Source organism: Trinickia fusca (assembly GCF_003628145.1).
Lineage (GTDB): Bacteria > Pseudomonadota > Gammaproteobacteria > Burkholderiales > Burkholderiaceae > Trinickia > Trinickia fusca.
In genome coordinates this window covers 172,302-188,638 of the sequence record NZ_RBZV01000008.1, presented here as the reverse complement: position 1 = coordinate 188,638, position 16,337 = coordinate 172,302, and the positions used below count along the sequence as shown (strand labels likewise).

Sequence of the window (16,337 nt, the reverse complement as noted above, 5' to 3'; positions counted from 1 at the left end):
TAGTGTAAAGTACGAAAAAACTCGTACAAGGAGAGGTCGATGTCCGAAGTCGCCGCAATGCCATCCGTAGCGTCATCCGTCCAGGCGCCAGCGCGCATCTCGCCCGACATGTGGCGAGCGGCGTGGACGGTTACCGCCGTCTTCATGTTGTCGAATTCGCCCACGCCGCTATACATGGTGTGGCAGCGTGCGCTCGGGTTCTCGTCGGGCACGCTGACGGTCATCTTCGCGCTGTACATCGCGGGGCTGCTGGGTACGCTGCTAATAGCGGGCCAACTGTCGGACCGCTATGGCCGCAAGCCTGTGCTGTTGCCTGGCATCCTCGCCGCCCTTATCGCCTGCGCGTTATTCGCCAGCGCATCGTCGATTGCCATGCTTGCCATTGCCCGGTTGCTGACCGGTGTCGCAGTGGGCGTGATCGTGTCGGCAGGCATGGCGTCGGTAGGCGACCTGGGCGGAGTCGAACGCCGTCGACAAGCGGCGTTGCTCGCGTCGGTGGCGATGGTGCTCGGCGCGGGACTCGGGCCTTTGTTGGCCGGCAGCGCGGCACAATGGCTCCCCCATCCCATCGTGCCGGTATTCGGCATCGAGTGGCTGATCTTGCTGAGCGCTTTCGTGATCGCGTGGCGGTTGCCACTCAGCAGGGCGGCAAGCACACAGCGGAGTGCCGCTGCGCGTCTGCATCTGCCTTCGGTGCCGGCGCAGAATCGGCGCCATGTAGCGGCCGGCATCGGCGTGTTCGGGCCTGGGATCACGGCAACGTCGTTCGTGCTGGCGCTGGGGCCGTCGCTGTTGGCCCGTTTGCTCGAAGTGCGCAGCCCGATGTTGGCGGGCGGCATGGCGTGCGCGATGTTTCTGACGGCGACAGGCGTTCAGTTCGCCGTCCGGCGTTGGTCGATACGCACGCTGTTCGTCGCCGGCACGACGGCGACGGTGCTCTCGATGATGGCCTTGTGTGCGGCCGTGCATGCCTCGTCGGCGGTGCTGCTGGTGATTGCCGCGCTATTCGCGGGTGCTGGCCAAGGGCTGGGGCAACTGGGCGGGCTCACGTTGATCGGCCTGCATGTGCCCGACACACGCCGGGCCGAAGCAAACGCGATCATGAACATGGGCGGCTATGTACCGGCAGGGCTGTTGCCCGTCATGACCGGCTACGTGATCGACTTCTTCGGCTTCGCCACGGGTGCGACGGCGTTCGCCCTTGCGTTGGCACTGATCGCGATCGTTGCGGGCTATCTGGTCTTTCGATCGTTGCAGCGCAGTGGCGACTGACGCACAGTCAGGTCGTCACCACTTCGTCGAACGCCAGTCGATAAGGCGTAGCCAGCTCGATCTCGTCACAATTGGGCTGGCTGCCGCCGCGATCGATGACGATGAAGTCGCTCGTGCGATCGAGCGAGATCAACGGGTGATGCCAAACGCCACGCGCATAGTTGACGCCGACGAATCCTTGCACGCTGAATGCTTGCATGCGCCGTTCGTCGAACGGCCCCGCGGGCGCGACGACGACCAGATAGCGAACGTCGCCAAGCGGAATGAACGCCTGGCTGCCGAGCGGGTGGCGTTCCATCATCGACACGTCGAACGGCAACGCGCGTGGCTGGCCGCGGAACACGTTGACGAGCGGGCGTCCGCCTTCAGCGTCCACGTCGATCCTGGCCAGATCGTGGAAGCGCTCGGTCGTGCCGCCATTGATCGGGAAGTGGCGTGCGCCGTCGAGCGTGATGACGTCGCCGAACGGCGCGAACGCATCGCGAGTGAGTGGTCGAACCTGGAGGACGTTGCTCACGATTGCCTCGTTACGCGGGTTCGCCCCACAGACGCAAGCGCGAGACGCCGCCGTCGGGGTAGATGTTGAATCGTACGTGTGTGACGACGCCGAGCGAGGCGAGCTCCTTGTCATAGAAGTGCTGGTTATCCATCCGTAGCGGCAGCTCGGGCAGCAGCACGGGCCAGAACATCGATTGCGTGATCAGCGATTCGTCCGTGCCGCCGACGACGCGCGCCGCTTGTAACGAGCAGCGATCGGGATAGTTGCCTTTGAAGAACGCCGTATCGACTTCAACCTTGCGGATGACGCCGGGTTGCGCGAGTGCGATGATCGACCAATCGTTGCCGGGCTCGCGGCGACGGCGTGTTTCCCAGCCGTCGCCCATGTTCGCACCGCGGCCTGGCATCAGCAGGTTCGATGCGAGGCCGAAGTGCTGGTTGTTCGCAGCGACGACATAGGCGCCGTTGATCGCCGCGGCGAAGTCGACGAGCTGGTTGCTGGCCGTCGCCGTATTCGACGCGTCGAGCGAAGGCCTGCCGTAGACGCGCAACCGTGCCACGCCGCCGTCAGGAAACAACGTGATGCGGATATGCGAAAACGCACGCCGATCGTCGACGGCGATGTAGTGATGCTGATTCCCCTGCAACGCGGTGGGCGGCACGAGCATTTGCCACTGCGCATCGTCGGGCGGCAGTTCGCCATCGGCGTTGCATGCTTCGATCGACGCGGCCGGCGGGTAGTTGCCCGTGAAGTGGCTCGTGTCGATGTCGACGCCTTCGATCGTGCCGCGGCGGGCCAGCTTCACGATGCACCAGTCCTGGCCCGTCGTGCGCTTGCGGCGAGTTTCCCAGCCGTCCATCCACTTGCCGTGGTCGTCGTATTTGCCAGGGATGAAGACGGCCGGCTGCGGCTCGAGCATGCGCTCCTTCGGAGCGAAAAACTCGTCACTGGCGGCAACGGCCTTTGCACCGAGACGCGCATCGGCGAGGTTCAGGCAACGACGGGTGAAGGCGGGGGCATTGGGATCGAGAGTCGGGATGGCCATGATCGATGATTCGGAATGCGAAGGGTTGCTCGTGATGAGGCGGCGCCGGCCGCCTCGACGTCAAACAGCGGGCGCACCGTGAGCCGGCACGTCGATATGCGGTACGGCGACTTCGGGCACGTAGCGCAGCTCGGGATCCTGGTTCAGCACACGACGCGCACGCGCGTAATCGATGTCTCGCTCCCAGGCGGCGATGACCACCGTCGCGACGCAGTTACCGATCAGGTTCGTGATCGCACGTGCGATGCCGACGAACCAGTCGACCGGAAGGATCAGCACGAGCCCGAGTACCGGAATCGCGGGGATGGCCGACAGCGTCGCGGCCAGAATCACGATCGCCGAGCCCGGGATGCCGTGGGCGCCCTTGGACGTCACGAGCGAGACGAGCAGCACCACGACGAGATCGTGCAGCGACAGCGGCGTGTTGGTGGCTTGCGCGATGAACAGCACGGCGAGCGTGAGGTAGATCGAGAAGCCGTCGAGGTTGAACGAGTAGCCCGTCGGGATCACGAGACCGACCGTCGAATCCTTGATGCCCATCCATTCGAGCTTGCGCATGATCTGCGGCAGCACGGCATCGGACGACGCCGTGCCGAGCACGATCACGAGTTCCTCGCGCAGATAGCGGACGAGCTTGAAGAGGTTGAAGCCGGCAAGGCGCATGACGACGCCGAGCACGACGACCACGAACAGCGCGCAGCTCACATAGAAGATCAGCACGAGCAGGCTCAGTTGCTTGAGCGAAGCCACGCCATAGGTACCCGTCGTGAAGGCAATGGCGCCGAGCACGCCGAGCGGTGCGAGCTTGATGATGAAGCCCATCACGCGGAAGAACACCTGTGCGAGCTCGTCGATCAGCGAGTTCACGCGCCTGGCCTTGTCACCGAGCAACGATAGGGCCGAGCCGAACAGGACCGCGAAGACGAGCACTTGCAGGATGTCGCCTTTCACGAAGGCGTCGAAAGCCGTGTCGGGGATGATCTTGAGCAGGAAGCCGGCCACATCCTTCAGGCTCTTGGCGTGCTCGGAGTAGGTCGCCAACGCCGTGGCATCGAGCGTATGAACGTCGACGTTCATGCCGGCACCGGGCTTCAGGACGGCGGCGAGCACGGCGCCGATCAACAGCGCGATCGAGGTCATCACCTCGAAGTACATCACGGCCTTGCCGCCCACGCGCCCGACTTTCTTGAGGTTGCCGGCGCTGGCCATGCCGCTGACGACGACACAGAAGACGATCGGCGCGATCACCATCTTGATCAGCTTGAGAAAGCCGTCCCCGAGCGGCCGCAGCGACTGACCAAAGTGCGGGAATAGCGCACCGATCAGGATCCCGGCCACAAGCGCAACCATCACACGGCCGAACAGCGAATTCATGAATCTGAACACGGCTTCCTCCAATGGCGTTGGCGGTAATCGTCTGGTCTAACTGGTAAGACCACGAGACTTATGACAAAGATTAGAAAGCCGATATGACATCGTCAAGAAAGGTTTGGGTAGTGGTTTACCTTTACTTTCAGGGAGCAGGCGGGTAGGCGTCAGCGTGACCGGGCAGGGCGGCGCTACAATTTTGGTCCGACCAGTGGATGGGTGACCGACGATGAGAAGCAACACGCAGACGGTGACGGAAGCGGCTACCGAGACGATCCGTGAGCGCATCGAACGGGGCGACTATCCGGTGGGCAGTGCGCTGCCGGCTCAGCGGCAACTGTCGGAGGAGCTTGATATCAGCCGCGCGGCGCTGCGCGAGGCGTTATCGACGCTCGAAGCGCTCGGCATGCTGACGATTCGCGCTGGCAAGGGCGTATACGTACAGAGCGCGCAGGCCGTCAACGGGCAGGCGTGGCGGTTTGCCGAGCAATCGTCGTTGCCCGATACCTACCAGGTGCGCTACGCGCTCGAGGGTTTTGCAGCGCGTATGGCGGCGCTGGCGATGACCGACGACGTGATCGATGCGCTCGAAGAGAACATGGCGGCGCTACGACAAGCGTTGGCCGAAGGCGACCTCGATACGGCGTCGCAACTCGATTTTGCCTTTCACATGCGCATCATCGGCGTGGCCGGTAATGGCGCGATCGAGGCGATTCTGCGCAGCAGCAGCGAGATCATGAAGGAGAGCCAGCGCTTGCCGTTCTATCGCCGCGACCTGTTGCAACTGACCTATCAGGAGCATCGCGCGATTCTCGATGCGTTGAAGGCGCGCGACTGCGAGGCGGCGGGGCGCAGCATCGAAGCGCATATCACGGCTGCCGCGCAGCGGGCCGGGGTGTATTTTCCGACGCCGCCGCGGGGTGAGAAGCGTTAGGCGGCACACCTCGGCTGCTACTCCACATGCGCCGCATATCCGTACCGGCCGGGGGCGATCTCGTCGCGTAACGTCAGTTCGGGAATCGTATAGTCGCCGGTATTCTGCCGGCGGAACGGGATCGGCGCCGTGTTCCAGAGATCGTCCAGGCGTTGGCCGAGTGCTTCGCAAGTGCTCGAGAAGCGGGCCTCGTCCATGCGGCCCGTGCGGTGGACCACGAACGGCGGCAATACCTCGAAGCCAGGGTAGTACAGCATGCCGTGCTGGATCGGGAACAGAATATCGTTGATCGGCCCGTTGATGCCGCGCGGGCTGTAATGCGACTCCCATCCACCGGTCGTCACGACCAGCATGGCTCGCTTGCCGGCCATCGAGCCTTCCCCATAGCGGTCGCCCCAATGCCTATCTGAATGCTCGCCCACGCCGTAGGCGAATCCATAGGCGTAGACCCGCTCCACCCAGCCCTTGAGGATCGCGGGCATCGAGAACCACCACAAAGGAAACTGAAGGATGACCGCATCGGCCCATCGCAGCTTGTCCTGCTCGCGCGCGATGTCCGGGCTCTGTGTGCCGCGCTCGAACGCATGCTTCGATTCGAGCGACGGATTGAAGCGCGCATCGGCGTGGCGATCCGTGCTGTCGCTGGGGTCGAGCGCCGCCTTCCAGTTCATGGCGTACAAGTCCGATACCTGGACGGTGTGTCCTGCGTCTTTCAAGCGTTGGACAGCGAAGTCCTTGAGTGCACCGTTCAACGACTTGGGTTCCGGGTGCGCGTAGACGAGAAGAATGTTCATGGGAGGGGCCCGATTGGTTTGAGAGACGAGAATAGGCTAGGCCCTTGTCAGGTATATTAGAAATGAATTTCTGATATTCCAGGTATTGCAATGGATAATTTGAGGCGGCTCGATCTCAACCTCCTCGTGACGCTCGATGCGTTGCTCGCAGAACACAACGTGACGCGGGCCGCGGAGCGCTTGCATCTTTCTCAACCTACGGTAAGCGTGCAACTGGCCAAGCTTCGGGATGTCCTCGGCGATCCATTGCTGTTGCCCGGGCCGCGCGGCATGCGTCCGACGGCGCGCGCCGAAGCGCTGCGCGAACCGTTGCGGCACGCGCTGGAAGGGTTGGCGCAGGCCGTCGCGCCGGTGAGCCCGTTCGATCCGGCCAAGGCTACGCACGCTTGGCGCGTGGCGGCATCCGACTACAGCGAATCGACGATCGTGCTGCCCGCGTTGAGCGGTCTGCGCGCCGTCGCTCCGGGTACCAGGCTGGCCGTGCTGGGGATCATTCCGTCACGCATCGAGAAGCAGGCCGAACAGGGCGAGATCGATCTGGCGTTTCACACGACCGAGGGAGCGCCGCCAGGGCTGCGCCGGCGTGCGCTCTTTACGGAGCGCTACATACTCGTCGGCCGAGCCGGGCATCCTCGCTTGAAGAGACGGCCTACGCTCGCGCAGTTCTGCAGTCTCGACCACGTGATCGTCTCGCCCGACGGCGGCGGATTTTACGGTGTGACGGACGATGTGCTCGCACGAGCAGGACTCACGCGCAACGTTGTACTGTCCGTGCCGCATTTTCTGTTTGTCATGTCGGCGGTCGCGAGCACGGACCTCGTGGCGATGCTGCCTTCGCGCTTGGCGCACAACGTCGGCGCGTTGCGGGTCGTGGAGCCGCCAGTCGAAGTGCCAGGCTACGAGATGTCGATGCTCTGGCACGAGCGCGTGCATCGCGATCCGGCACATCGATGGTTGCGTGACCATATCGCTGGGGCGGTGTGAGCTGAGCGGCTCACAGGTGGTGGGACGTCCGTTACTGTCCCGGTCGCTTGAAGGCTTTGCGCGCGCGTTCGACTTTGGCGCGAATCACGCAGTCATGCATATGGTCGTTGACGAGGCCCATCGCCTGCATGAACGCGTAGACCGTGGTCGGTCCGACGAACTTCCATCCGAGCTTCTTGAGGTCCTTCGACAACGCGATCGACACTTCCGGTGTCGCTACCTCATGCGGGGGCGTAGCAGCGGGTCTGTTGACCGGCTCGTAGCGCCAGAGGAAGGCGGCTAACGAGCCTTCCTGCTTGACCAGTTCCTGCGCGCGCAACGCGTTGTTGATCACGGCTTCGATTTTCCCTCGGTGGCGAACGATGCCGGCATCCTGCAGCAGACGCTCGACATCGCGCTCGGTAAAGCGCGCGATCCGGTCGAAGTCGAAATCGTGAAAGGCCACGCGAAAGTTCTCACGCTTGGTGAGAATCGTGCGCCAGCTGAGCCCCGATTGAAAACCCTCGAGGCACAGCTTTTCGAACAGGCGATGATCGTCACTGACCGGAAAGCCCCATTCGACGTCATGGTAGCGGAGATAGTCGGGTGCCGCCGTACACCAGCTACAGCGCAGTTTTCCATCGGGGCCTACGATCGTCGTGCTCATGTCCTTTCCTGGGTAGCTTGCAGATTACAACACGAGGCGCGAAATCTTCGTCCCTTCCAGCGACACGCCTGCCATCAGCCCTGCGTTGGTCAGCACGAATGCCTCGACGGGGCTCGTGGCCGTCGACGTATCGACGTTGCCATTTGCACCGATGCGCAGCACGGCGACGGTTGCGTTGACCCCGGCGGCCCAGCCCTGGCTCTGTATGAAGTCATCGAGGGCGGGCTGCGTCATGAACAGCATGACGACGGCCTTCGACTGCGCGCCGATCTGCAGACCGAACGAAGCGGCCGTCACGCTGTAGTAGCCGTTCGTTTGTCCGCCGACGCGCAGCGCACCCTGTCCATATTGGGCACCGAACCAGAAGCCAGCCTCGATCACGGACGGGAAGACCAGCACGCCGCGCGCGCCGTCTACCATTTCGCGCGAGCCCTTCACGGTCGAGAATAGACGCGTGAGCGTGGCATTGACATCTGCATCGAGCGACTGGCGCCGCCCAGCACTGCCCTCGGGTGTCGAGCTCGACGCAGGCGGTGTGGTCGTGCAGCCGGCAAGCGATAAGCCGCCGGATGCGAGCACAGCACTGGTCATTGCGATGAATTGGCGGCGTTGCATGCATTCTCCTGTAAGGCAAGGCTTCGGCGTACGAAGCGGATACGGGCAGCGCGTGCTGTTGCGTGGTGGGTACGCGCTGTTATGCAGCAGACAGTATGAGTGGGGTGTGAGTTCCTGATGCGCGACGCGGATGTCCGGAAGTCGATCTCGACGTATGTGGCAAATACACACGCGCTCAGGAAGTTGGGATTGCGAAATTTTTCGCTTTTTCGTGTGCTGCGACGCCGGATTGCACGTGTAGAGGGCACTCGCCGGGATGGACCGGCGAGCGCAGAGGAGAGAGCGGATAACGCCTTAATGCATGGTCCAGTCGGTGACCTTGACGATTTCGGCGTCGCAATTCTTCAGATCGGTGATGCCTTCGTTCATCAACGTGCTCCATTCCTTCACGCGATGCTTGCCATTGGGCGGCTGGTTGTAGTCGTGTGTGTCGACGATCTTGGTGCGTTGTGCGTAGAAGGTGGTCATAAAGGTTTTTTCATCCGAGCTGTCGCCGGAGCGCGAGAGCAGTCCCTCGAGCGAGCCTGAGTCGCCGGTGGCGCCCTGGTTCAGGGCCGTGTCGACGAACGAGCCGATGGTCAACGCGCTATCGAAGCCCCTTTGCTGCGCCTGCTGGACGCTGTACGAGATATAGACGTCGTAGAAGGTGCGCCACATGGCTTCGCGCCACGAGGCATCGCTCTGCAACCCGTTGATCTTTCCGCAGAATACTTTCGCGCTGTCGCTGATCTTCAGGATGGAGCCGGACATGCGGCCATGCACGCCAATGCGCGACAGTCCGCCCTCGACGGACGGATTGCTCGCGCCGCTGACCGCATCGTATTCCTTGAACAGCGCTGGCCCGTCGGGACCGTCGTCGTTGGGGCCGCCGGTGGTCGCACCGAAGATGCCGATCGTATAGCCGCGATCGTCGTGAATGTTTTCGCAGTAGCCGTAGTACTTGGTCCAATCGAGCGAGTCCTGCTCGGGTTTATTGATCAGCTTCATGATGTTGTCCCACTGTTCGCCGTCGAGCCCGGTATGGCTTGTCAGGAACTTCAACGTAGCGGGGGAGAAGTTGCTATCGTGGTCCCGCGTCTGCGCGGTGAGGGAGGCAGGCTTGCAAGCCGCACCGGAAATCCATGGCTGACCGCTGTTGGCTTCGCCGCTGCTCGTCGATGGGGCGTTGCCCTGGGTCCAGTAGGCGGCGGTGTAGTTTCTGCCATCGACGCTCACGACGTTGCCGTTCGTGTAGATATGAGTGGCCGACCAAGGCGAGTTGCAGATTTCGATAGCGGAGCCGCTTGGGCGGGCATCCGCATTCGCTTTCGTGATGTGAGCCGAAACATTGCCTGATGCGCACAGCAAAGCGTAGGTCGTCGCGCACATCAATGAGAACTTCAACTTCTTTACCCGCATGAATCTCAACATGGCATTCTCCAAAGTGATTTAAGGTGAATATGCAAAGCAGCGGTTGAGCAGCATTGATTCGCGTATCTGAAATGCATGCGATAGCGAATCGACCAGCGTGAGTCATGATTTCGAGCAGCGTATCGGCTGCGCGAAAAGCGGGCGAGGGCTTCGCGAAGAAATGGACGATAAAAGGCAGTGACTTACGAATCATGCGCTTCGCTTGAGGTGTGGCTGCGGGTGGCCCTGATGCGGACGACCGCTATCGAGAAAGACCTGTCCGAAACGGTCTTTCTCGCGCTCAATGCGAAGTGAGGATTTCAACGTCTGCTGGTTCTCGCCGGTCACTCTTCATCCGGCCCGGCGAAGTCTTGGTCAGCCCGGTCAATACAAACTTGCGTTAACGCGCTCTGGCAATTCGCGGTCGTATGTCACCGCATCAAATGCATTGCCCACCAGACGTTTGAGCATGGCACCGGGGCTAGGCAGGCTGCTGCGTTCGATGTGTTTTGCCGGATCCCAAAGGCTGGAGCGGACAAGTGCCTTCGAGCAGTGAAAGTACACCGCATCGATCCTGACGACGATGACCGTGCGCGGTAGTTTGCCTGTCATCTCGAATGGGGCGAGAAGTTTAGGGTCGACTGTGATTTCAGCGCGCCCATTGACACGAAGAGTTTCATCCACGCCTGGAACCAAAAACAACAGCGATACTCGAGGGTCCGAAACGATGTTCCGTAAGTTATCGAGCCTGTTGTTGCCGGGACGATCAGGGATGGCCACGGTTCGCTCATCGATAATTTCAACGAAGCCGGCGAGATCGCCTCGAGGAGAGCAATCGGTGCCACCGGCGCCCACCGACGCCAGCACGACTAGAGGCGAAGCCTTCACAAAGGCTTGATAGTCTTCGTTCAGGAAATCGATCTCCTTCCCCAGCGATCGATCGCTTGGCTTTCCGTATATTTCCTCCAGTTGCGCGACGCTTCTGATTGCGTATGTCATACAGAACGCTCCTTTGTGAAGTTATATGGCTTCGTCATGAAAGCCGCACGGACTATCGACCTGCTCACCACGTGCTTCATCTAGCTAATCGGCAAGCCATTCGCAGCGGAGTCGCTACCGTACTGCTTAACCAAGACTCGCCAAAGCGCGCGAAGTTCTGCTTCCCCCGGTGAACCGATAGCCTTCGTGCGGACGGCAGTGTGCACCAGCACGAGCCCGGACTCAGGATCGACGAAGATGCGTTGCCCATAGACGCCTTCTAGCGCAAACATTCTGCGCGATCCGGGCAGCAGCCAGACCTGATACCCGTACCCGCCGGGGTGCTCTCCTTTGCCCATCGCAAGAAAGGAACCGGGACTTGCAGGTTGGGTGGCATCCTGGACCCACTGCTTCGGGATGATCTGGCGACCGTTGAAGGCACCGTCATGCGCTAGTAGTAATCCAAAGCGCGCATAGTCTCTCAACGTGGCATTGAAGCAGCAGGATGCGATTTCTTGACCCGTGTCGTCGATGATCCAGCGCGCATCGGCTTCGGCTCCCATCGGTTGCCAGATGCGAGTCTGCAAATACTCGGAAAGACTCATCCCGGTCGCATGGGTCAAAACAAGGCCCAGCGTTTCGGTATCGAGGCTCGCATAGCTGAACACGGTATCCGGTTCCGCGAGTCGTTTATTAAAGCGCTTTACCGTAGCGATTGGTCCGGGGCCGGTGGGGGAAAGCAGCAAATCATGGAGCTGCGCGTTGTCGTCGGAATGGATGTAGCTTTGTTCGAACGCAATCCCAGAGGCCATGTGTAGCAATGCGCGGATCGACACCGTTCCGATCTCGGTGTGTTGGAGCTCGGGCACATAGGTCTGAACGGCGTCGTCGATCGAGCGTATTTTGTGCTCTTCAACAGCGATACCGACCAACATCGAAACGAACGTCTTCGCCATCGACTCGGACATGAAACGTTGCTCGTCGTTACGTCCGTATTGGTAGTGCTCGAAGAGGATTGAATTGCCCTTCGCGATCAGCAGGCCGGTTGTCGGATTGCGGGCCAGATAGTCCTGTATCGTCAGATCCCGGTTGTCGTATCGATAACTGGCGCGTATTTCTGTGGTTGCTCGCTCGAGTACCGACGCCGTATTGGCGCGCGCTACAAGATGGGACGGATGCAAACTGTCATAGTGAGAGTAGTTCCCAACCATGTAGGGCTGGCGCCGTGCTGGCAAGCCGACCGGGTAGCCTAATGTTTTTCCGTATGAGAACGCATCCGGCCCAGTGTCGGAAAAGACCGGATGCGCGCCCCCTGCATCTTCCGGGAAGGCTGGCATCGATGGAACGGTGAGCGCGACAGCGACAGGTAACGCACAGGCTAAGCGGCGAAAGGAATGCAAGGTAATTCTCCTTCGTGACGGGATGCTCGCTCGACTCAGGTGAGTCAGTCAATCCCCACGTAATCGCAAGTGAATCGAAGGTGTTGCCCTCGAATGGATGTATCACGGCCCTCCGCCTGTCACTTTCGTTTCGCTTCCCAAAAAAGTGTGTATGTTCGTAGCGGCCAGGGCTCGATAGGATAGTCGTTTCAACTGAAAACGACGACTCGTCGCGGACAAGGCCTTGCCATGAAGCTGCCAATCTATCAAATAGATGCATTCACAAGCGATGTATTCAAGGGCAATTACGCGGCGGTGGTTCCACTCGAGGCGTGGCTACCGGTGTCTCTGATGCAGGCCATCGCCGCCGAGAACAACTTGTCTGAAACGGCTTTCTTCGCGCCCAATGCGAACGGAGGTTTCGACATTCGCTGGTTTTCGCCGATCACAGAAATCGCTTTCTGCGGACATGCAACGCTCGCGAGCGCATTCGTGTTGTTCAAACTCTTTCCTGAACGCGAACTGATCGAGTTCCATGCACCAGAGGTTGGTTCGTTCGGCGTCTGCCGTCGGCCGAACGGTCTGATCGAGATGGATTTCCCGCTGCGCAATGCTGAACCGGTCGGCGAGATATCCGACGAGCTAGCACACGGCCTTTCGATCCGACCCAGGGAAGTCTTGGTCAGCCAACAGGCCTTCATCGCGCTATATGACAGTGAGCAGGATGTGCGCGCCGTCGTGCCCGATCTTGCGCTGATCGCACGGCTTGCGCCGCGCGACGTGGTGGTCACCGCTCGCGGCGAGCACCACGATTTCGTTTCACGTTACTTCTGGCCGGCCAATGGCGGTGACGAAGACCCGGTGACGGGTTCGATTCACGCGACGCTTGCACCGCTATGGGCAGCGCGGCTCGGCAAGAAGACGTTGTTGGCGCTGCAGGCTTCCCGACGCAGCGGTGTACTGCATTGCGAAGTTGAAGCGGAGCGGGTTCGCGTTTCTGGTTATGCCGTTCAGTATCTCGAGGGAACGATCGAGTTACCCGACTGATACCCGCTCCCGCGCAGATCCTGAAGCTGCGCGCGTGGACGCTACGCGGGTGACAGGCGTCCACGCTGCTGATCTTCAGCTTTGGCGGGAGCGACCGTTCAAGCTTCTAGGTCAGTGGTCTGTAGGTATTGCCGCGCTGCGCGGACAAACTCACTGATATCGGTATCCGAATACTTCAGGCTTTCATGGTTGGACCATATCCAACTCACGATTTCAGCGCCGTTGAGTCCGGGTGTGACCGCGGAGGGATGGCAGTATCGTTGTGCAATCTCAGCTGTGCGTGGTACCACATGGAAATGTATCGTTTGGGTCGACTCGCCGAAGCGCAAGAAGTACACACGCTCAGCGTTCAATAGAGCCGCAAGCACTTGTTCTGCAACACGAAAACATGCCACCAGGTCGGCATCAGCATCGACCGGGAGATCGGCAAACTGCGTGACGGGAGATAAGGCCTCGAGGATCAGGTAACCCGGCAAACGATAGCTAGTCGCCTGGACCAACTTGTAGAACTTCGAGCGATATAGTTCGAACGTGTCCATCTTTTCTGCGTAGATAGGAAAGTGGCTAGATTGTGATCGAGTCGAAAAGTCTGCCTCGGGCACCTAGGTCGGCTTACACACCATCAAGAAGTAGACCGACACCATAGCCAAAAACGCAGGGTAGCCCAGTCGTTCCCACGCCTTGGCGTATCTCCAATACTGGTCGGGCAGAGTCGAAGCACCGCACGCCTGAGCGGTCTGAGCCATTTTCGCCAACCGAATCTGCAGCCAGACAACCGGCAGCCAACACACGCCCGCAAGCACGTACAGAGCGGCAGACGCAACGATCCATTTGCTATTCAACGGCCATCCAGCGATATGCGCTAACCAAAGGCCGGACGCCGGTTGAAACAATACCGCAGGTGTCGTGAACCACCAGTCGGCACGCACCACGAGGCGAGATACGGCGGCAATGACGGGAACTGATTGTGTGCGGTTTGCGAAATAGAGGTAAAACGCCGTTCCGAAGCCCGTGCCGACAAGCAACACCGAGGAAATGATGTGCAGTGCCTTGATCGCGAGATAGACGTTCATGGGCGCGCCTCCTCGCTAAACAGAACGAGCAGAATGGCGAGGATCGGCAAGTTCTTGAGAATCGCGCCGAACGGGTCCGAGATCACCTCTGGAATAAAGATCGCAACGATCGTCGAGTACATGGTGATCAGCAAACCTTGTGCTATCCAAAGACGCCGACCCGGCCGAAAGATCGTGGCTAACCCGAAAGCGAAATCCAGCGTCGCAGCAAGATAAAGCGCCACGATGGCCGCTGCTCCATGCAGATGAACCCTCGCTAGCAGCGCAAGGCTTTCTGAACGGGGATGGAAAAATGCGCTAACAAAGGCGCTCCCTATCCATACGACTGCCAAGGCGCTCCTCAACATGCACGGCCGCCAGGCTTCGAGTGCTTCGCGGCGCAACGACGCTGCGTTTTCCCTCATAAACGCTTGGATACCGCGAGGGAGCCGACCGAGGACTGCCGATGTCTGCGCTACGTCGCTCGTATTTCCGGCCTTCAGCATTCGCCACGTATCGCGATTGAGCATCGAACCGGGTACGCGGTTGAGTAGCGCGGCACCCGCATCGATCGCAATGGCCGGAATGCTGACACGCAACGGGGACGTCAGCCCCAGCGATTTCCGATAGATGGCCAGCATCTCGCGGTATTCGACTTGCTCGGCACCTACAACTTCGATCGATTGGTAATCGGCCTCGGCTGTATCCAACAGTCGGACAACCACTTCGGCCAGATCGTCGATATGGATCGGCCGCAAAAGTTGATGACCACCTGCCGGGAGAAAGTGGACCGGCACGCTTGCGAGCATCCGGAAAAAGGTAGCTGACGCTCCGCGCGGGCCATACACAAGAGCAGGCCTCACAATATGATGGCTCACTGGCAACGTCTGCAAATACGCGTCCGCCGCACACTTGCTCGTGAAATAGGGCGTGTCACCTTCCTGTGCACCGAGTGCGGATATCTGGATCACCCGCTTCACTCCCACACGGGAGCAGGCTTCAAAAAGCGCAATCGGGCCACGCCGATGGACAGCGTCGAAGGTCTGATTACCGCGCTCAACCAGTATGCCTACCGCGTTGACCACGGCATCAATGCCTTTGAGCCTCGCGCGCCATTGCTCGGGATCGACGTCCGTTGTGTAGTCGATCGCAATATCGTCCGCCTTCTCTGCGCACCGCACACCTTTCACGACACGATGTCCGCTACGTTCGAGCCACGTGCATAGCGCACTTCCGATGAAGCCATGAGCTCCGCATACAAGAACGTTCATGCGGCAGCCTCCTGAGCACGCCTGGAGATTGGCTCGCGAGGAATGTATCGGCTAACTACACCGGCTACCGAGCCAACCGCGACGATGGCGCCAATCAAGGTGCTGACGAGTGTTTGGCGCAGCACGAGTTCCTGACAGACGATGTCGTTCGCCAAACACGTCAGCGGACTCCGGGCGGCCAAGAGAACGAGCGCAAGCGGAGCAATAACCATCAGCACGGCGGAAACGCGGACCCAGAATTCAGCGCGATCGGTCGTCCCGCATATGTCGGTCAACAACCGCATCGTGACTTCTCGCAGGTAGCGCGTCACGACCAGCCCTACCAAAGCGGGGCTGGCAAACCGGAATGCAAGCAGCAAAGCAATGCTCATCTCGTATCCTTGAGTTACTGTAATTTCTGTATAGACAGAAATATATGGGTTAAAAAAAGCGGACCATCAAGTCCGCACCTGCCGACTTAGGGCGATTTGCGCCTGACTACCCGGCTGATCTTCGCGCCAAGGCCAAGCGTCTTCATGAGCGTGTCGGGCTTGAGGCGCAGCATCTCATCAGACCAGGTCGTCAACGTCTCGATAAATTGCAAGGTGTCGCGAATACGCTGTTCGGTCTCACGACTCTCGCTGGCCATGTCGGGATTCATCAGGCTGTCCCGCAGCATCGTGAGCGTCGGATCGATTTCGCGTTGGCGTCGTCCTTCCACAATGAGTTTGAACAGTTCCCAAACGTCCGTCGACGTCTCGAAGTGATCCCGTCGGTCACCCCTGACATGAACCACTTTCGCGAGTCGCCATGCCTGGAGTTCTTTCAGGCTCGTGCTGACATTCGAGCGCGCGACACCCAGCGTGTCGGCGATCTCGTCAGCGGCGACGGGGCGGCCGAGCAGATAGAGCAGGGCATGAATCTGGGCCACGGTGCGATTGACGCCCCAGCGCGAACCCATTTCGCCCCAATGAAGAATGAATCGCTCAGCGATCGGTGTAAGTTCCATGGGACGAACTCTATGAAATTCAGTTATTTCTGTCAAGACAGAAATAACTGAAGCGTGACACCTTGATGAACAGGCG

Annotated in this window: 18 protein-coding genes; 4 read left to right on the top strand and 14 right to left on the bottom strand. The window is 60.2% G+C overall.

Going from position 1 to position 16,337, the window contains the following annotated elements; translation table 11 throughout:
- The first annotated feature begins 39 nt into the window (after positions 1-39).
- Positions 40-1,272 carry an MFS transporter gene (locus D7S89_RS18770; protein ID WP_220702178.1) on the top strand — a complete coding sequence of 411 codons (1,233 nt, stop codon included), beginning with the start codon at positions 40-42 and terminating at the stop codon, positions 1,270-1,272.
- Between the two features lie 7 nt (positions 1,273-1,279).
- On the opposite strand, the gene D7S89_RS18765 is transcribed toward D7S89_RS18770, so the two are convergent.
- From D7S89_RS18765 to D7S89_RS18755, 3 genes are read right to left on the bottom strand one after another with little or no spacing between them, the layout of a single operon-like run.
- Positions 1,280-1,789 (bottom strand): ureidoglycolate lyase, encoded by a 510-nt coding sequence (locus D7S89_RS18765; RefSeq protein ID WP_245983057.1) that lies wholly within the window; start codon positions 1,787-1,789, stop codon positions 1,280-1,282.
- A 10-nt stretch (positions 1,790-1,799) separates the two neighbouring features.
- Positions 1,800-2,816: an allantoicase gene (alc, locus tag D7S89_RS18760; RefSeq protein WP_121279756.1), complete on the bottom strand. Its 1,017-nt coding sequence runs from the start codon at positions 2,814-2,816 to the stop codon at positions 1,800-1,802.
- A gap of 60 nt (positions 2,817-2,876) precedes the next feature.
- Positions 2,877-4,202, bottom strand: a complete 1,326-nt coding sequence (locus D7S89_RS18755) for a C4-dicarboxylate transporter DctA (protein WP_121279910.1) — start codon at positions 4,200-4,202, stop codon at positions 2,877-2,879.
- A 211-nt stretch (positions 4,203-4,413) separates the two neighbouring features.
- Here D7S89_RS18755 and D7S89_RS18750 point away from each other — a divergent pair, with 211 nt between their 5' ends.
- On the top strand, positions 4,414-5,118 hold the full coding sequence (locus D7S89_RS18750) for a FadR/GntR family transcriptional regulator (RefSeq protein WP_121279754.1): 705 nt from the start codon (positions 4,414-4,416) through the stop codon (positions 5,116-5,118).
- Between the two features lie 17 nt (positions 5,119-5,135).
- Here the strand turns inward: D7S89_RS18750 and D7S89_RS18745 are convergent, their stop codons facing one another.
- Positions 5,136-5,912 (bottom strand): NAD(P)H-dependent oxidoreductase, encoded by a 777-nt coding sequence (locus tag D7S89_RS18745; RefSeq protein ID WP_121279752.1) that lies wholly within the window; start codon positions 5,910-5,912, stop codon positions 5,136-5,138.
- A gap of 90 nt (positions 5,913-6,002) precedes the next feature.
- On the opposite strand from D7S89_RS18745, the gene D7S89_RS18740 reads away from it, so the two are divergent.
- Complete coding sequence (locus D7S89_RS18740; RefSeq protein ID WP_121279750.1) at positions 6,003-6,896, top strand: LysR family transcriptional regulator; 894 nt, start codon at positions 6,003-6,005, stop codon at positions 6,894-6,896.
- A gap of 31 nt (positions 6,897-6,927) precedes the next feature.
- Here the strand turns inward: D7S89_RS18740 and D7S89_RS18735 are convergent, their stop codons facing one another.
- The 5 genes from D7S89_RS18735 to D7S89_RS18715 all read right to left on the bottom strand — a co-directional run bounded on the left by D7S89_RS18735 (position 6,928) and on the right by D7S89_RS18715 (position 11,924).
- Positions 6,928-7,542 (bottom strand): DNA-3-methyladenine glycosylase I, encoded by a 615-nt coding sequence (locus tag D7S89_RS18735; RefSeq protein WP_121279748.1) that lies wholly within the window; start codon positions 7,540-7,542, stop codon positions 6,928-6,930.
- A 24-nt stretch (positions 7,543-7,566) separates the two neighbouring features.
- Positions 7,567-8,157, bottom strand: a complete 591-nt coding sequence (locus D7S89_RS18730; RefSeq protein ID WP_121279746.1) for a BPSL1445 family SYLF domain-containing lipoprotein — start codon at positions 8,155-8,157, stop codon at positions 7,567-7,569.
- 294 nt (positions 8,158-8,451) lie between these two features.
- Positions 8,452-9,567 (bottom strand): chitosanase, encoded by a 1,116-nt coding sequence (locus tag D7S89_RS18725; RefSeq protein ID WP_245983056.1) that lies wholly within the window; start codon positions 9,565-9,567, stop codon positions 8,452-8,454.
- A 363-nt stretch (positions 9,568-9,930) separates the two neighbouring features.
- Positions 9,931-10,545 (bottom strand): pyridoxamine 5'-phosphate oxidase family protein, encoded by a 615-nt coding sequence (locus tag D7S89_RS18720; protein ID WP_121279744.1) that lies wholly within the window; start codon positions 10,543-10,545, stop codon positions 9,931-9,933.
- A gap of 80 nt (positions 10,546-10,625) precedes the next feature.
- A complete protein-coding gene (locus D7S89_RS18715) occupies positions 10,626-11,924 on the bottom strand; it encodes a serine hydrolase domain-containing protein (RefSeq protein WP_147426708.1) in 1,299 nt (432 codons plus the stop codon).
- A 228-nt stretch (positions 11,925-12,152) separates the two neighbouring features.
- Between D7S89_RS18715 and D7S89_RS18710 the strand changes: the two genes are divergently transcribed.
- Positions 12,153-12,950, top strand: a complete 798-nt coding sequence (locus D7S89_RS18710) for a PhzF family phenazine biosynthesis protein (protein ID WP_121279740.1) — start codon at positions 12,153-12,155, stop codon at positions 12,948-12,950.
- A 98-nt stretch (positions 12,951-13,048) separates the two neighbouring features.
- Here D7S89_RS18710 and D7S89_RS18705 read toward each other — a convergent pair whose 3' ends face one another.
- The 5 genes from D7S89_RS18705 to D7S89_RS18685 all read right to left on the bottom strand — a co-directional run bounded on the left by D7S89_RS18705 (position 13,049) and on the right by D7S89_RS18685 (position 16,261).
- Positions 13,049-13,489, bottom strand: coding sequence for an HIT family protein (locus D7S89_RS18705; protein WP_121279738.1), 441 nt, complete (start codon positions 13,487-13,489; stop codon positions 13,049-13,051).
- Positions 13,490-13,552: 63 nt separating this feature from the next.
- The gene (locus D7S89_RS18700; protein WP_121279736.1) at positions 13,553-14,023 is read right to left on the bottom strand and encodes a DUF2269 family protein; all 471 of its coding nucleotides are present in this window, start codon (positions 14,021-14,023) and stop codon (positions 13,553-13,555) included.
- Positions 14,020-15,273 (bottom strand): SDR family oxidoreductase, encoded by a 1,254-nt coding sequence (locus D7S89_RS18695; protein ID WP_121279734.1) that lies wholly within the window; start codon positions 15,271-15,273, stop codon positions 14,020-14,022. The genes D7S89_RS18700 and D7S89_RS18695 overlap by 4 nt, the downstream gene beginning before the upstream one ends.
- Positions 15,270-15,644, bottom strand: coding sequence for a hypothetical protein (locus tag D7S89_RS18690; protein ID WP_121279732.1), 375 nt, complete (start codon positions 15,642-15,644; stop codon positions 15,270-15,272). The genes D7S89_RS18695 and D7S89_RS18690 overlap by 4 nt, the downstream gene beginning before the upstream one ends.
- Positions 15,645-15,730: 86 nt before the next feature.
- A complete protein-coding gene (locus D7S89_RS18685; RefSeq protein WP_121279730.1) occupies positions 15,731-16,261 on the bottom strand; it encodes a GbsR/MarR family transcriptional regulator in 531 nt (176 codons plus the stop codon).
- Positions 16,262-16,337: the final 76 nt, after the last annotated feature.

Coding starts and splice junctions, on each gene's coding strand:
- D7S89_RS18700 (WP_121279736.1), bottom strand. CDS start 14,023: ATGAACGTCTATCTCGCGATCAAGGCACTGCACATCATTTCCTCGGTG.
- D7S89_RS18770 (WP_220702178.1), top strand. CDS start 40: ATGTCCGAAGTCGCCGCAATGCCATCCGTAGCGTCATCCGTCCAGGCG.
- D7S89_RS18685 (WP_121279730.1), bottom strand. CDS start 16,261: ATGGAACTTACACCGATCGCTGAGCGATTCATTCTTCATTGGGGCGAA.
- D7S89_RS18725 (WP_245983056.1), bottom strand. CDS start 9,567: ATGTTGAGATTCATGCGGGTAAAGAAGTTGAAGTTCTCATTGATGTGC.
- D7S89_RS18705 (WP_121279738.1), bottom strand. CDS start 13,489: ATGGACACGTTCGAACTATATCGCTCGAAGTTCTACAAGTTGGTCCAG.
- D7S89_RS18745 (WP_121279752.1), bottom strand. CDS start 5,912: ATGAACATTCTTCTCGTCTACGCGCACCCGGAACCCAAGTCGTTGAAC.
- alc (WP_121279756.1), bottom strand. CDS start 2,816: ATGGCCATCCCGACTCTCGATCCCAATGCCCCCGCCTTCACCCGTCGT.
- D7S89_RS18740 (WP_121279750.1), top strand. CDS start 6,003: ATGGATAATTTGAGGCGGCTCGATCTCAACCTCCTCGTGACGCTCGAT.
- D7S89_RS18690 (WP_121279732.1), bottom strand. CDS start 15,644: ATGAGCATTGCTTTGCTGCTTGCATTCCGGTTTGCCAGCCCCGCTTTG.
- D7S89_RS18720 (WP_121279744.1), bottom strand. CDS start 10,545: ATGACATACGCAATCAGAAGCGTCGCGCAACTGGAGGAAATATACGGA.
- D7S89_RS18750 (WP_121279754.1), top strand. CDS start 4,414: ATGAGAAGCAACACGCAGACGGTGACGGAAGCGGCTACCGAGACGATC.
- D7S89_RS18730 (WP_121279746.1), bottom strand. CDS start 8,157: ATGCAACGCCGCCAATTCATCGCAATGACCAGTGCTGTGCTCGCATCC.
- D7S89_RS18735 (WP_121279748.1), bottom strand. CDS start 7,542: ATGAGCACGACGATCGTAGGCCCCGATGGAAAACTGCGCTGTAGCTGG.
- D7S89_RS18710 (WP_121279740.1), top strand. CDS start 12,153: ATGAAGCTGCCAATCTATCAAATAGATGCATTCACAAGCGATGTATTC.
- D7S89_RS18695 (WP_121279734.1), bottom strand. CDS start 15,273: ATGAACGTTCTTGTATGCGGAGCTCATGGCTTCATCGGAAGTGCGCTA.